Source organism: Amphiplicatus metriothermophilus (genome assembly GCF_900199215.1).
In the GTDB taxonomy this organism is placed as follows: domain Bacteria; phylum Pseudomonadota; class Alphaproteobacteria; order Caulobacterales; family Parvularculaceae; genus Amphiplicatus; species Amphiplicatus metriothermophilus.
Genome location: NZ_FZQA01000009.1, coordinates 21,489 through 34,930 on the forward strand (window position 1 = coordinate 21,489; position 13,442 = coordinate 34,930).

Genomic DNA, 13,442 nt, shown 5'->3' on the forward strand with positions numbered 1-13,442 from the left:
TAGTTAGCGCCGCGTATAAGCGTCGCCGTCGCCCATGAAACGCACGAAGCGGGCGCGCGCCTGTTCGTGGGCGGCGAGGCTCCGCGCGCGCTCCAGCGCGTCGGCCCGGGCCGAAGCGGCAAGAAGCGTCTGAAGCTGCATGGTCTGCTTGGCGGCAAGCGCCGTGAGCTGATTGCCCGCTTGTGCTGCCTGAAGATTGCCGACGGCGCCTTGGCTTTCGGCTACAAGCAAGTCGAGCGTCACCGTGTCGGCGCGGACCTGCCCGACCACTTCGGCCTGAACCTCCAGACTGTGCTTGAAGCCTTCGCGCGCCAGGGTCCACGCCTCCTGCGCATCGGCGACGATCTGCGAGGTCGAGACGGCCGCCGCATATTGTTCGGGGAAGAGCCGGCGATATTCGCTGTCGATGACCGAGACCTGATAGGCGATCCCGCGGGCGGTCGTGATGAGACCGTCTACGCGCGCGAGGGAGGTCCGAAGATCGGCCGCTACAGAGGTCGGTAGGGTGGTGAGATTCTGCGCCTGGTTGAGCAGCATCTGCGCTTCGTTGGCGAGCTGTTGGACCTGATTGTTGATCTGGATAAGCGTGCGCGCCGCAGTCAGGATGTTCTCGGCGTGGTTGGCCGGGTCGTAGACGACATCGCCAATGCCGAAGATGGCGTGGGCATTCTGGACCGGTCCCAAGGACAAGGCGATGGCGGCGACGGCCGCCAGGAGCTTACGTTTCATGGGTTTCCTCCGTTTCGGGATGGTTCGGGGTTTGGCGGTCGGCCGCGATAAGATCGGCCGCCCAGTCGAGGCCCTTGGCGCGCAGCCAGGAGTCCGCGAATTCGTCCTCGCCATGGGCGGCGATGAGTTCGTCCATCAGGGCATGATCCTGTTTGGTCGAGGTGGCGGTGAATGCGAGCGCGACGGTGCCGAGGCCGAGTTCGAACAGCCGGTTGCCGAGGCGGGACTGGAAGTAGTAGTCGCGCTTCGGCACGGCGCGGGCGACGATGTCGATCTGCCGGTCATTGAGGCCGAACGCCTCGTAGACCGCTTTCGCCTGGGGCTCGATCGCCCGGTCGTTGGGCAGGAAGATGCGGCTCGGGCAGCTCTCGATGATTGCCGGCGCGATGGAACTGCCGGCGATGTCCGACAGGCCTTGCGTCGCGAACACGACCGAGACGTTCTGCTTGCGGAGCGTCTTCAGCCATTCGCGGATACGCGCGGCGAAGGCCGGGTTGTCGAGGAAAAGCCAGGCCTCGTCGAGAATAAGCAGCGATGGCCGTCCATCGAACTGCGTTTCGAGGCGGTGAAAGAGATAGGTGAGCACGGGCAGCACCGCGCCCGCCTCGTGCATCAGCTCCTCCATCTCGAAGCATTGGACGGCGCCTAGGATCAGGCGATCATCGTCGGCGTCCAGAAGCCGACCATATGGTCCTTCGAGCGTATAGGGCTGGAGCGCCTGTCGAAGCTCGGTACGCTGCAACAGCGTCACCAGCCCCGTCAGCGTGCGTTCCGGTTGGGGCGCCGCGGCAAGATTGGACAGCGCCGACCACACCGCATCCTTGACCTCCGGTGTCACCGCAACGCCTTCGTGCGCAAGAAGCCCGAGCACCCATTCCTGCGCGAAGGAACGCTCGCCGGTCAGATCAATTTTGGCCAGTGGCTGGAAGGCGAGCGCGTGCTTGACGCCGTCCTTGGCCGCGCCGAGGTCGAACCAAGCGCCACCCATGCCGAGCACGGCGGTGCGCGCCGACCCGCCCTTGTCGAAGATGGTGATCTGTGCGTCCTCGTAACGGCCGAACTGCAGCGCAATCAGCGCCAGCAGCACCGACTTGCCGGCGCCCGTCGGACCGACGACAAGCGTGTGGCCGACATCGCCGAAATGCGTGACCAGCCGGAACGGCGTCGTGCCGCCCGTCCGGACCGTTATGAGCGGCGGGCCGCCCAAATGTTCGTTGCGCGCCGGTCCTGCCCAGGTTGCCGATAGCGGCATCATATGCGCCAAATTCAGTGTGTTGATCAGCGCGGCCCGCACATTGGCGTAGACATGGCCGGGCAAGGATGAGAGCCAGGCCTCAACCGCGTTGGCGCTCTCCTCGATGGTGGCGAAGCCGCGCCCGTCGATCACGCGCTGCGCGGCGCGGACCTTCTCGCGGACCGCATTTGCGTCCTCGTCCCACACGACGAAAGTCGTCGTGACGTAGCCGTATGAGACGAGATCAGCGCCAAGCTCCTGAAGCGCCGCGTCAGCGTCGGCCGCCTTATTGTCGGCGTCCGTATCGACCAGCGCCGACTGCTCGTTGGTCATCACTTCCTTGATGATGGCGGAGATCGACTTGCGCTTGGCGAACCACTGCCGGCGATAGCGCTTGATCGCCTTCTCGGCCGCCGCCTTGTCGAGGGGGATGAACCGGGTCATCCAGCGGTACTCGAAGCCGAGCCCGTTCAAGGCATCGAGCAGCCCCGGCGTTGTCGAACCCGGAAAGCCGAGCACGGTCAGCACGCGAAGATGTGCCTCGCCAAGCATCGGCGCGAGGCCGCCGGTGAGCGATGTGTCGACGAGAACCGCATCGAGATAGGCCGGCGTCTCGGGAACGGCCACGGAAAGGCGCCGGTTCGAAATGCAGTTGTGCAGATAGGTCAGTGTCTCTTCGTCATTGAGCTGCGCCACCTCGGGCATGAGCTCACCGAGCAGATCGAGCGCCCGGTTGGTTTTCTGGACGAATGCATTGAGATGGTCGCGATAATCGAGGCCACGGCGCTCGCCTTCGCTTTCGATCAAGAGCTGCTCAGCGCGGCCGATATTTTCGGCGGGCGGTAGATAGGTGAAGGTGAGAACATAGCCGCTCTCGAACAGCGCTCCGGACTCTTCGAATGCCGCGCGACGCTCCTCGTCCACAAGCCGAGACACGGGGTCCGGAAACTCTGAATGCGGATAATCTCGGGCGGGATGACGCTCGGCTTCAAAGAACAGCGCCCAGCCGGAGCCGAAGCGGCGCAACACATTGTTGATCCGCGCGCAGACGGCGACCAGTTCGGCTTCCGTGGCGCTTTCGAGGTCGGGACCGCGAAAGCGCGCCGAACGCTGAAACCCGCCGTCCTTGTTGAGGATGACGCCGGGCGCCACAAGGCAGGCCCAGGGAAGATAGTCGGCCAGCAGCGCCGGGCGTTTTCGGTATTCCGCCAGATTCAGCATGAGAGATGCCCCTTGTGGCGGGTATGGCGGACCAGGACCTGCATGAAGGCTGGGTCCTTGCGCGCGGCGTAGACGGCGACCGCATGGCCGACGATCCAAACGGCAAGTCCCGCGAGCCAAAGCTGAAGACCGAGCCCCAAGGCCGCGGCGAGCGTGCCGTTGACGATCGCCACCGTGCGCGGCGCGCCGCCCATCAGGATCGGCTCGGTGAGCGCACGGTGAAGCGGAATCTCGAAGCCCTCGACGCTCATGAAATCAGCGCCCCGCCGCCGAAGGAGAAGAAGGAGAGAAAGAAGCTCGTCGCCGCGAAGGCGATGGAAAGGCCGAAGACAATCTGGATCAGCCGGCGGAAGCCGCCACTCGATTCGCCGAAAGCGAGCGACAGACCGGTGATGACGATGACGATGACGGCAATGATGCGCGCGACCGGCCCTTCGATGGACTGAAGGATCTGGGTGAGCGGCGCTTCCCACGGCATGCCCGAGCCGGCGGCGTGGGCGGCGTCCGACCAGACGAGCGCGAGCCCGACGAGGAGACTGGTGAAGAGAGCCTGCCGGTATGGGAACCTGGAAGAGATATCGGGCGTGAATAAGTTCATATGAAGCTCTCCTGGATTAGGCGGTTGGAACGAGGTGAACGGGCGTGAGCGGCGACAGACGGTAGTCGCCATTGGCATCGAGGCCTTCGAGCGCAGCGACGGTCTCGACGCGGCGGCCCGACCCGCGCCCCGTCAGGAAAACGACGATGTCGATCGCCTCGGCGATCAGCCGGCGCGGCACGGTGACGACCGCTTCCTGAATGAGTTGTTCGAGGCGGTAGAGACCGGCATGGGCGGAGTTGGCGTGAAGCGTCGTGATCCCACCGGGATGGCCGGTGTTCCACGCTTTCAGCATGTCGAGGGCTTCCGCCCCGCGCACTTCGCCGACGATGATCCGGTCGGGGCGCAGGCGCAGTGTCGAGCGCACGAGATCGGCGAGCGAGGCGACGCCTGGTTTCGTCCGTAGACTGACGCTGTCTTCCGCCGCACAATGGAGCTCGCGCGTGTCCTCGATGAGGATCACCCTGTCGCCGCTGTCGGCGACCTCAGCAAGGAGCGCGTTGACGAGCGTCGTCTTGCCCGAGCTCGTCCCGCCGACCACGACGATGTTCTTGCGCGTCTCGACCGCCTCTCGCAGCGCCTTCGCCTGCAGCGGCGTCATGATCCGGGCTTCGACATAATCGGTGAGGCGATAGAGCACGCGGGCAGGCTTGCGGATGGCGAAGCACGGCGCCGGCGAGACAGGCGGCAGCAGGCCTTCGAAGCGCTCGCCGCTTTCGGGCAGCTCGGCCGAGACGACAGGACGCTCGCGGTGGCATTCTTGGCCGATATGGCTCGCGACCAGGCGGATGATCCGCTCGGCCTCGGCAGCGCCGATCCGCTTGCCGGCATCGATCCGGCCGTCGCCATGACGGTCGATCCAGAGTCGGCCGTCCGGATTGACCATCACTTCGATGACGGCGGGATCGGCCAGCGCTGCCGCGATCGCCGGTCCCATGGCGGTGCGCAGCATGGTGCGCTGACGATCAAGCGTGCTCGGATGGAAGCGGTCAGTCATAAGCCGCACCCCCGTTGGGCTTCTTTGTGTCGGCGGCGCCTGCTTCTCGCACGGCGCGCAACGCTTCGACTTCGGCCTCGGTGAAGAAGTCGCTCTCCTTGGCGCTCACTTCTTCGAGCACGTCGCGGATCATGTTCTTGCCACCGGCGAGGCGTCGTGCGAGCTGGCCGATGAAATAGTCGAACCGCTCCTTGCCGAGCGCGCGGGCGGCGTCCTGGTCGGCGTTCGGCAATGGCGGCGTGACGGTGAGAAAGAAGCGAATAAAGAGCGCCAGCGTTTCGGTCGTGACCGAGAGATTGCGCTCCAGCCGGTCATATTGCCTTGTCATCCGGTCGAGCCGCCGGATGAGCGCACCGTCGCGCTGATCGTCGAACTCTTTCGAGAAGAAGCCGAGAAGCGCCGCCTCGACCACGGCCGCCTTGGTGACGCCAGGCCGCTTGGCGGCGATTTCCACTTTGTCGAAAAGCTCGTCTGAGACATGAACGTTGAGGCGGGGTTTCATGGACGAGCTCCCTCTAAAAGCTCGGAATCAGGTCGTCGTCGGCCTGGTCTATGGCGTGGGCGCGTTGGACCACGGCAGCGTTGCGTGCGAGCTGTTCCATCCGCCTGGCGTCGTTGGGGTCGAATTCGTCGTCGAGAAGCCCGGCGTCGGGCGCTTTCTCAGGTTCCGCCTTGGCGGGCGCTTCATCCGGCAAGGCGGGATGGCGCTTAAGGCCGCCATCATCTTCATCGCCGTTCGAAACGAGCTCCGACCACGGCTTGACGAGATCGGCGTGGGAGCCGCGCACTTGGTCCCTCCAGTCGTCGGCGCGGGATGGCGGACAGTCCGCAAAGGGACCGTCCGCCACGAGCGCGGGCGGGGGGCACACCCGGCCCGTGAAGTTGGCGTCCTCGAAATAGCGGAGCTTCTTCGCGCGGATCGGCGGCTGACCGGAGACCATGACGATCTCTTCGTCAGGCGAAAGCTGCATCACTTCGCCGGGCGTCATCAGCGGCCGCGCCGTCTCCTGGCGGCTCACCATCACATGGGCGAGCCAAGGCGCGAGCCGGTGGCCGGCATAGTTGCGCTGCGCGCGCAATTCCGTCGCCGTGCCGAGCGAGTCCGAGATTCGCTTCGCCGTGCGCTCATCGTTGGACGCAAAGGCCACCCGCACATGGCAATTGTCGAGGATCGAATTGTTCTCGCCATAGGCCTTGGAAATCTGGTTGAGGCTTTGCGCGATCAGGAAGCTGCGAATGCCGTAGCCGGCCTTGTAGGCAAGCGCGCTTTCGAAGAAGTCGAGCCGCCCGAGCGCCGGGAACTCATCGAGCATCATCAGGAGCTGGTGGCGCCGCCGCTTGCCGGCCTGCCCTTCCAGCCGCTCGGTCAGCCGCCGGCCGATCTGATTGAGGACCAGTCGCACCAGCGGCTTCGTCCGCGAAATATCCGAAGGCGGAATGACGAGATAGAGCGAGACCGGCCGCTCGGCGTCTACCAGATCGGCGATGCGCCATTCGCAGGCGCTCGTTGTCTCCGCCACGGTCGGATCGCGATAGAGCCCGAGAAACGACATGGCGGTCGAGAGGACGCCCGAGCGCTCGTTCTCCGACTTGTTTAAAAGCTCGCGCGCGGCCTGCGCGACGACAGGATGGACCTGCGGCGCCTCGTCCGTTCCCAGATGATTGGTGCTCATCATCACGCGGAGCGTCCGCTCGAAGGAGCGCGCCGGGTCGGAAAGGAAGGCGGCGACGCGGGCGAGCGTCTTCTCCTTCTCGGCATAGAGAACGTGCAGGATCACGCCGACAAGGAGCGCGTGGCTGGTCTTCTCCCAATGATTCCGCCGTTCGAGCGCGCCCTCGGGATCGACCAGAATGTCGGCGATGTTTTGAACGTCACGGACCTCGAACCGGCCTTTGCGCACTTCGAGGAGCGGGTTGTATTTGGCGCTCGCGGGATCGGTCGGATTGAACAGGAGGCAGTGCGAGAATCGCGAGCGCCAGCCAGAGGTGAGCTGCCAGTTCTCGCCCTTGATGTCGTGAATGACGGCGGAGTGCGGCCAGGAAAGTAGCGTCGGGATAACAAGGCCGACGCCCTTGCCCGAACGGGTCGGGGCGAAGCACATGACATGCTCCGGCCCGTCATGGCGCAGATAGCGGTCCTTCAGCCTGCCGAGGAACACGCCGCGCGGCTCGAACAGGCCGGATTTGCTAATCTCGCAATTGGCGGCCCAGCGCGCCGAGCCGTAGGTCGTGACCAGCCGGGCCTGCCGCGCGCGCCACAGCGATCCGATGATGGCGACGACAACGCCGAGCATACCGCCGCCCGCCGCCATCGCGCCGGCGCGGTTGAAGACCCCCGGCGCATAGGCCTCGTAAGCGTACCACCACTCGAACAGCCGCCACGGAACGTAAACGGGATAACCGACGACATGGAACCAGGCCGGACCGAGCCGCGCTTGATAGCCGAACTCGGCCGCCGTCCACTGTGTCGCGCCCCACACCGCGCCAATGACGATCGCGAAGACGAGGAAGATTTGGCCTATGAGGAGTCTGGTTGGTGTCATCGATCCTGCGCCGTTGTCGGAGCCGAAGGCTCGGGTAAATTCCGGCAAAGGATCGTGACGAAATCACATGTGAATCAAGGCAATCACTTCCAGTGTCATCCAAGAACGGAGAATAGAGGAAACTATAGCCAAAAGCGGAGAAGACTAGCCAAGAACATCAGACCTTATTTTTGCAACCGGAAGCCGCTATGATTCTGGATAATGTTGGACGGATTCGCTTGCGCACCGTGGTTAATGCGCAAAAGTTGTCATTCGCTAGGGTTTAGGGGGCTGAGAAGGAGATGTTCGATGCGGTTCCATCGCCAATCACGCCGAGCTTGTCGTATTGCCCTCGGTGCAGCCTCTATTCTCGCCACAGGGTTCTTCGGTCCGGCCTTGGCCGCCGACTATGAGGTTCGGAATTTCGAGGGTGGGCCTGGCTGGTTTGTCTATGACGAGCCGGTCGATGTGGCGCTCCGCGTCCTCCGCCCGGCCGAGCCCAAATGCCACGAAGTCACGGAGATGATCCTGCTTTTCGAAACGGCCGATCAATTGCGCGACGATGCGCTGATCGAAGAAGCCGCGCTCACAGGCATGAACCACTATGCCGCGCTTTGCCGCTCCTTTGGCGTCAATCCGGCCAATCAACTCAAGGTCTCAGGGATAATCCTTGGCGCCAGCGAGGCCAACGCCCAGGGCTTCGTTATGGGCGACGCCCGCGTACTTGACGCCATGGTCGGTTCGTCCACTGGCAAGTACCAGCTTCGTGTTAGCCGAAACGCCGTCGCCGGTGGCACAGCGGCGGCTACCCCTAATACGGCGCATAAGACAGCCAACAATCAATCTGCTCAGATTGCTGAAATTCCCACGACCTATGATGCGGCGTTGAAAAAGAGCGAGGCAAACGCCGGCCGTCCGGGATTGGTCGGCCGTTTGATGGGCGGCGACCGGGCCGCGCTCACCGGCGTTTGGTCCGGCAGTCAGGCGGAGTGCACCAGTGAACGGCTCATCCTGTTCGAGAATAGCGGAACCGGAACGGTCGAATGGTGGCGGGGGTCGGACAAGGCCGTCGGCCTCCTGCCTTGGCGCACCGGCCGGTGGGAACTGCGCGACGGCACTGTCATCATGAGTTTCGACCATCGCGTCGAGTATGATGACTTCCTTGGCCGGCTCCGCAACAGCGCGATCGACGAGACCGTGCAGTTCGAACTCAAGCGCGCCAACGGATCGGAGCTGCGGCTCGCAGCGACCGGCGGGGGAGTTTCGTCCGAAGCGTTGTTCCTCGGTGGCGTGGAGAAGCTGTTTGTGCGGTGTGGCGTGTAATACTTACAGTTTTCCAATCTTACTGCCGCCCGTAAAGCACGTCGCAAGGTATCTCACCCTGCGCAGCAGGAAAGCTTCGCTACATCCTTCTCGAAGGTCTGCGCGGCAAGCTTCAGGCCCTCGACGGTCGTGAGGTAGGGGAAAATCGTTTCGCCGAGCGCTTTGGCTGTCATGCCGTGCTTCAATGCAAGCGCCAGGGTTTGAATGCTATCGGCCCCTTCGGGCGCCAGGATATGGCCGCCGAGAAGGCGGTCGGTCTTCGCGTCGGCAACTAGCTTAATGAGGCCGCGCGTGTCCCGTGCCGCCAGGGCGCGGGGCACCTGATCGAGGGGCACAATGGAGATTTTCACATCGAAGCCCTGCGCCTTCGCCTGGGCCTCGGTGGGGCCGACGCCCGCGACCTGCGGATCGGTGAACACGACGGCAGGCATGACGCTGTTGTCATAGACGAGGCTGTCGCCGTTCAAGGCATTGAGGGCCGCGATCTTGGCGCCGTAGGCCGCCATATAGACGAACTGGTCGCGGCCGGTGACATCGCCCGCAGCATAGATTCCAGGCTTTGTCGTCCGCATGCGGTCGTCGACCGCAATTCCCCCGCCTGCTGTCTGCTCGATCCCCGCTGCCTCAAGACCGAGCCCCTCCACATTGGGCGCGCGCCCCGTTGTCACCAACACGCGCTCGGCCTTGAGTTCGGTCAATACGCCGCCCTCCTTCACGCATAGCGTGACGCCCTCTTCGTCCTGACGGCAGAACTCGTAGGCGACGCCGCAATTGAGAGCGATGCCTTCTTCGCGGAAAACTTTCATCAGCGCATCGCTGATTTCCGGCTCTGCCTGCGGCAGGAGGCGGGAGCGGCAGACGATCGTAACTTCAACCCCTGCGCGCGCCAGCATCTGACCGAGCTCGCAGCCGATGAAGCCGCCACCCACGATGATGAGGCTCCTCGGTAGCTCCTCAAGATCGAGCGCCGACGTGCTCGTCAGATAATCGACCTTGTCGATGCCCGGAATGGGCGGAAGAGAGGGCCGTGCGCCGGTGGCGATGATAATTTTGCCCGCGCGAATGGCGTCGCCATTGACGGTGACGCCACCGTCCTCCAGCCGGGCCGCGCCTTCCAAATAGGCGACGCCATTATAGCTCGGCAGGAGGTCGATGTATTTCTTCTGCCTGAGCGCTCCGACGAGATCGTCCTTGCCTTGGACAAATGCGCGCCAATCCGTGATGCGGGCCTCGCCGGCAAGGCCGGGAAATCGGCCGGCCACTTTCGCCCCATGCAGGGCTTCGGTCGCGCGGATTATGGTCTTCGATGGCACGCAGCCAATGTTCACGCAGGTGCCGCCAATCGTGCCGTGGCCGATGAGCGCCACGCGCGCGCCTTGCTCGGCTGCTGTGATTATGGCGGAGAAACCCGCCGATCCTGCGCCGATGACGGCGAGGTCGTAGCTTCCACTATTCTTTCCGCCAAGCGTGCAGCAATCGGACATGTCTCTTATCTCAATCGGTTTAGCTCTGCGCCGCCGGGTAACCGGCGTTTGTCGAGGCCGCCGCGATCGCGTCGGCGTTCGTCACCGACGGATCGAACACAACAGTCGCTGTCTTGGCATCAAAGTCGACAGTGACGGACTTCACCCCGGCGACGCCTTCCATGGCCTTTTTCACGGTCACGGGACACAAGGCGCACGTCATGTTCTCGATACTGAATGTTGCTGTCTGAATCGCGGCGACTTGAGCCGGAGCGGCCTGCGCGGCAAACGGCGAAGTCGCCGGCGCCGACAGAAGGCCGGCGGCGCCCAAGGCAAGCGCGCCTGCCGCGGTAAGCACGAATCGTTTCATCTCATGTTTCTCCTTTGCGGTTACGTGATCAGTAGAACAGCGGCGCCCACCAATTAATTGTCAGAGCGAGGACGACCAAGATCGTGGCTAGCCACAGCGCCGATTTTGTGATGAGCGACGATTGCGGCTTCGCGCAGTAGGAATCCTCTGCGCAGGCCGGTTTGGGTTTGAAATAAACCTGCCAAAAGCCAGCGCCAATGAAGATGAGCGCCACGGCGGCGAAATAGGGCTTGTAAGGTTCAAGCACCGTAAGGTTGCCAATCCAGGCGCCGGAAACGCCGAGAGTCAGCAACACCAGCGGCGCAATGCAGCAGGTCGAGGCGAGGATCGCCCCGATCACACCGCCCGCCGCGAACCATCCTTGCTGACGGCCCGCGGCCTTTTTTGGTTCCTCAAGCGCCTGTGTTTTAAGTTCACTGCTGCTCACGCGACTCAACCCTCGACTCAACCCTCGATTCTTAGACGACAGTAAGATAAGGTCTGTACTAACTACAGACTCAAGAGGTTTCTGAATCGATGCGCGATCACATTTCCGGGAAAGGATTGCAGCGGGCGGAATTGGCGCGCCTGACCGGCTGCAATCTCGAAACCATCCGCTATTACGAGAAGATCGGCATGATGCCGGATCCCAGGCGCACAGGAACGGGCTACCGTATTTACGACGACGCTCACGTCTCGCGTTTGCGTTTCATCCTCCGCGCCCGCGAACTCGGCTTTTCGCTCGATGAGGTGCGCGGCTTGCTCGCCCTCGTCGAGGGTGGCACGCAAACCTGCGCCGAAGTCAAGGAACGCACCGAGCGGCATTTGGCCGACGTGCGTGCCAAGATCGCCGATCTCAAACGCATCGAAAAAGTGCTGGCAAAGACCGCGGCGCAGTGCTCCGGCGACGATGTTCCGGAATGCCCGGTTCTGGATGCGCTGGCATCATGATCATTACCTCGGTGATCAAATCGCGGCCCCCAAAAAAAAGAAATCTATTGGCTAAGACACGGACGGCCCACTGCGCTGGCGACCAATGGTCCAGGAAATGCTGTCGCCACGAATCACGCCGCCGACCATTTTACCGCGCTGGCGTTCGAGCACCGGCCGCCAGGGGACGAGCGTGAACTCCTTCGATTTCTCAATGACGGCGAACTTGCCACTGGCGAGACGGATCGGTCGTTTGTAGACGCCGTCGATTCGATCTCCATCCTGTGTCTCGGCAAAGTCGAGGCCTGTCTCCTTGGCGAGCTTCTCGCCGGCGGCTGCCAGTTCTCGCCGACGCAGTAGTCGAAGCAGGTTTCGCTGGTAGCGGACGTGTTGGCCTTCGCGTTCCGCCAGACCTCGTTCGATCAGATACTCCTGCCGCCGGCGCAGGGCTTGGGCGGCTTCGGCCCCGAAGCGCTCGCCGCGCAGCGCCAGCGGCTCCTTGGTGAGCAGTTGCCGGTCGAGCCAGGTTGCGCCGTCAGCGCCAACTTGAGCTTCCAGCGAGAAGAACGACAAAGTCGTGATGCGCCCCGGATATCGCGCCTGCTTTTTGGCGAGCGCTTCGACCCGGTCTTCAAAGTCCTCGGGGATTTCCCATGACCCGTCCTGAAAGCGCCGAACAACATTGGCGCGGCGCAGCGCTTCGAGCCTGCGGACGTGCGCCCGAACGAACTCGTCCGACGCGCGCGGATCGAAGGCGTGGTGGGCGTCCACCGTGTAGAGACCATCGTTTCGCCTGGCGATCTCGGCGATGGTTCGGTCGGATGGTTTCACACCGCTCGCCGCCGGCGCAACTTCGACAACGGCGCCGAGCGGCAGGTCCTCCATCTCCTGTCGCGGATCGAGCGCGACGTAATGAACCCGCCCGTCGGCGGCGTCGATCATGACGTAGTGCCCGTCGTTCAACTCGTCATGGAGTCCGCGGTCGATGATCCGGCCGGTCACGGTCGGCGCGCGCGGGTCGGCAGGGTCGTAGATCGAGAACTCCGAAGCGCCGGCATCGAGTCCGGCCTGCCGCAGTCCTCGGTGCATGGTCTTGATAATGTCGGCACGCTCGCCCGCGCGCCGGAGGGTCCCTTCCAGTCTCGGCGAGAGCCGCCAGCGGCCCGACTCTGTCTCCTCGGCGAGACCGCGCCGCGACAGCACACGCAGCCGACCGACCTTCATGGCATGGTGGAAGCGCGAGTCGGGGCGCTGCGGCTCGGCGCGCGCATCGACAATCCCGTCCATGGCGTCACGGACCAGCGCCCGGTCGAGATCGGTGAAGCGGTCCTGCTCGACCTGGTGTTCCAGTTTTTGACGAAGTTCCTGCTCGGTCTGCGGCCCGAGTTCCAGCGTCAGCAGTTCGCTCGCCCGCCGCCGCATGCCGTGGGCGATGTAGTCGCGGGCGATGACGAGGTCCTTGCCGAGTTCGTCCTTGCCCCGCAGCACGATATGGGTATGCGGATGCTCTGTGTTGAAGTGATCGACCGCCACCCAGTCGAGCCGCGTGCCGAGGTCTTTCTCCATTGTGCTCATCAGATCGCGGATGAATGGCTTGAGATCCGCAAGCACGGTCGCATCTTCCGGCGAGACGATAAAACGGAACTGATTCCGGTCGCCGTCGCTGCGGTCGAGGAACGCCTTGCCGTCCGCCTCGTCATGCGCCGCGTCGTAAAGCCGGCCCGGCTCGTGATCCTTGGAGACGCCGTCGCGCTGGATATAACGCAGATGGGCACGCGCCGCATCTAACCCGCCGCCTCTGAGTTTGACGATCCGCGTCTTGATGACGACGCGCCTATAGGTCGGTCCGAAGCGGTGTCCGGCGCGACCACGCCGAAGTACGTCATTGCCGCGCCCGATCCGGTAGCCGGAATAGCGCCGTGACGCGGCTCCGGTTCCGAAACCGGACTTGCCTGCCTTCGAGACCTGTCGGAGCACGCGATGAAGATAGCTCTTGGTGCGCGCGCCACCCAGGCTGCGAATGCGTCCGAGCTTCGGCTTGAAAATGTCGTCGGAATCATCGGCCATGGTCGGTCA

At 63.6% G+C, this 13,442-nt stretch carries 13 protein-coding genes; 2 read left to right on the forward strand and 11 right to left on the reverse strand.

Annotation, left to right across the window (positions count from 1 at the left end):
* Window positions 1-3: 3 nt before the first annotated feature.
* From trbJ to CHB64_RS14155, 7 genes are read right to left on the reverse strand one after another with little or no spacing between them, the layout of a single operon-like run.
* Window positions 4-729, reverse strand: coding sequence for a P-type conjugative transfer protein TrbJ (gene trbJ / locus CHB64_RS14125; protein WP_089413279.1), 726 nt, complete (start codon window positions 727-729; stop codon window positions 4-6).
* Entirely contained in the window at window positions 719-3,184 is a 2,466-nt protein-coding gene (trbE, locus tag CHB64_RS14130) for a conjugal transfer protein TrbE (RefSeq protein WP_089413280.1), read from the reverse strand. Before trbE ends, trbJ begins: the two co-directional genes overlap by 11 nt.
* Window positions 3,178-3,435, reverse strand: coding sequence for a VirB3 family type IV secretion system protein (locus CHB64_RS14135; RefSeq protein WP_089413281.1), 258 nt, complete (start codon window positions 3,433-3,435; stop codon window positions 3,178-3,180). The genes trbE and CHB64_RS14135 overlap by 7 nt, the downstream gene beginning before the upstream one ends.
* Entirely contained in the window at window positions 3,432-3,782 is a 351-nt protein-coding gene (locus CHB64_RS14140) for a TrbC/VirB2 family protein (RefSeq protein ID WP_089413282.1), read from the reverse strand. Before CHB64_RS14140 ends, CHB64_RS14135 begins: the two co-directional genes overlap by 4 nt.
* A gap of 16 nt (window positions 3,783-3,798) precedes the next feature.
* Complete coding sequence (gene trbB, locus CHB64_RS14145; protein ID WP_089413283.1) at window positions 3,799-4,779, reverse strand: P-type conjugative transfer ATPase TrbB; 981 nt, start codon at window positions 4,777-4,779, stop codon at window positions 3,799-3,801.
* Window positions 4,772-5,281 carry a hypothetical protein gene (locus tag CHB64_RS14150; protein WP_089413284.1) on the reverse strand — a complete coding sequence of 170 codons (510 nt, stop codon included), beginning with the start codon at window positions 5,279-5,281 and terminating at the stop codon, window positions 4,772-4,774. The genes trbB and CHB64_RS14150 overlap by 8 nt, the downstream gene beginning before the upstream one ends.
* Window positions 5,282-5,294: 13 nt before the next feature.
* Window positions 5,295-7,322 (reverse strand): conjugal transfer protein TraG, encoded by a 2,028-nt coding sequence (locus CHB64_RS14155; RefSeq protein WP_089413285.1) that lies wholly within the window; start codon window positions 7,320-7,322, stop codon window positions 5,295-5,297.
* A gap of 288 nt (window positions 7,323-7,610) precedes the next feature.
* Here CHB64_RS14155 and CHB64_RS14160 point away from each other — a divergent pair, with 288 nt between their 5' ends.
* The gene (locus CHB64_RS14160) at window positions 7,611-8,624 is read left to right on the forward strand and encodes a hypothetical protein (protein ID WP_089413286.1); all 1,014 of its coding nucleotides are present in this window, start codon (window positions 7,611-7,613) and stop codon (window positions 8,622-8,624) included.
* Window positions 8,625-8,677: 53 nt separating this feature from the next.
* Here CHB64_RS14160 and merA read toward each other — a convergent pair whose 3' ends face one another.
* From merA to CHB64_RS14175, 3 genes are read right to left on the reverse strand one after another with little or no spacing between them, the layout of a single operon-like run.
* Complete coding sequence (merA, locus tag CHB64_RS14165) at window positions 8,678-10,108, reverse strand: mercury(II) reductase (protein WP_089413287.1); 1,431 nt, start codon at window positions 10,106-10,108, stop codon at window positions 8,678-8,680.
* A 19-nt stretch (window positions 10,109-10,127) separates the two neighbouring features.
* On the reverse strand, window positions 10,128-10,457 hold the full coding sequence (locus CHB64_RS14170) for a heavy-metal-associated domain-containing protein (protein ID WP_089413288.1): 330 nt from the start codon (window positions 10,455-10,457) through the stop codon (window positions 10,128-10,130).
* Window positions 10,458-10,485: 28 nt separating this feature from the next.
* Window positions 10,486-10,884: a mercuric transporter MerT family protein gene (locus CHB64_RS14175; RefSeq protein WP_089413289.1), complete on the reverse strand. Its 399-nt coding sequence runs from the start codon at window positions 10,882-10,884 to the stop codon at window positions 10,486-10,488.
* Between the two features lie 89 nt (window positions 10,885-10,973).
* Here CHB64_RS14175 and CHB64_RS14180 point away from each other — a divergent pair, with 89 nt between their 5' ends.
* Window positions 10,974-11,387, forward strand: a complete 414-nt coding sequence (locus CHB64_RS14180) for a MerR family transcriptional regulator (RefSeq protein WP_089413290.1) — start codon at window positions 10,974-10,976, stop codon at window positions 11,385-11,387.
* Window positions 11,388-11,438: 51 nt separating this feature from the next.
* On the opposite strand, the gene CHB64_RS14185 is transcribed toward CHB64_RS14180, so the two are convergent.
* Entirely contained in the window at window positions 11,439-13,433 is a 1,995-nt protein-coding gene (locus CHB64_RS14185) for a relaxase/mobilization nuclease and DUF3363 domain-containing protein (RefSeq protein ID WP_089413291.1), read from the reverse strand.
* Between the last annotated feature and the right edge of the window lie 9 nt (window positions 13,434-13,442).

Bases quoted from the DNA above. Each gene is read 5' to 3' on its own strand.
- trbE (WP_089413280.1), bottom strand. From the start codon at position 3,184: ATGCTGAATCTGGCGGAATACCGAAAACGCCCGGCGCTGCTGGCCGAC.
- CHB64_RS14180 (WP_089413290.1), top strand. From the start codon at position 10,974: ATGCGCGATCACATTTCCGGGAAAGGATTGCAGCGGGCGGAATTGGCG.
- CHB64_RS14170 (WP_089413288.1), bottom strand. From the start codon at position 10,457: ATGAAACGATTCGTGCTTACCGCGGCAGGCGCGCTTGCCTTGGGCGCC.
- CHB64_RS14155 (WP_089413285.1), bottom strand. From the start codon at position 7,322: ATGACACCAACCAGACTCCTCATAGGCCAAATCTTCCTCGTCTTCGCG.
- CHB64_RS14140 (WP_089413282.1), bottom strand. From the start codon at position 3,782: ATGAACTTATTCACGCCCGATATCTCTTCCAGGTTCCCATACCGGCAG.
- trbJ (WP_089413279.1), bottom strand. From the start codon at position 729: ATGAAACGTAAGCTCCTGGCGGCCGTCGCCGCCATCGCCTTGTCCTTG.
- CHB64_RS14150 (WP_089413284.1), bottom strand. From the start codon at position 5,281: ATGAAACCCCGCCTCAACGTTCATGTCTCAGACGAGCTTTTCGACAAA.
- trbB (WP_089413283.1), bottom strand. From the start codon at position 4,779: ATGACTGACCGCTTCCATCCGAGCACGCTTGATCGTCAGCGCACCATG.
- CHB64_RS14160 (WP_089413286.1), top strand. From the start codon at position 7,611: ATGCGGTTCCATCGCCAATCACGCCGAGCTTGTCGTATTGCCCTCGGT.
- CHB64_RS14185 (WP_089413291.1), bottom strand. From the start codon at position 13,433: ATGGCCGATGATTCCGACGACATTTTCAAGCCGAAGCTCGGACGCATT.
- merA (WP_089413287.1), bottom strand. From the start codon at position 10,108: ATGTCCGATTGCTGCACGCTTGGCGGAAAGAATAGTGGAAGCTACGAC.
- CHB64_RS14135 (WP_089413281.1), bottom strand. From the start codon at position 3,435: ATGAGCGTCGAGGGCTTCGAGATTCCGCTTCACCGTGCGCTCACCGAG.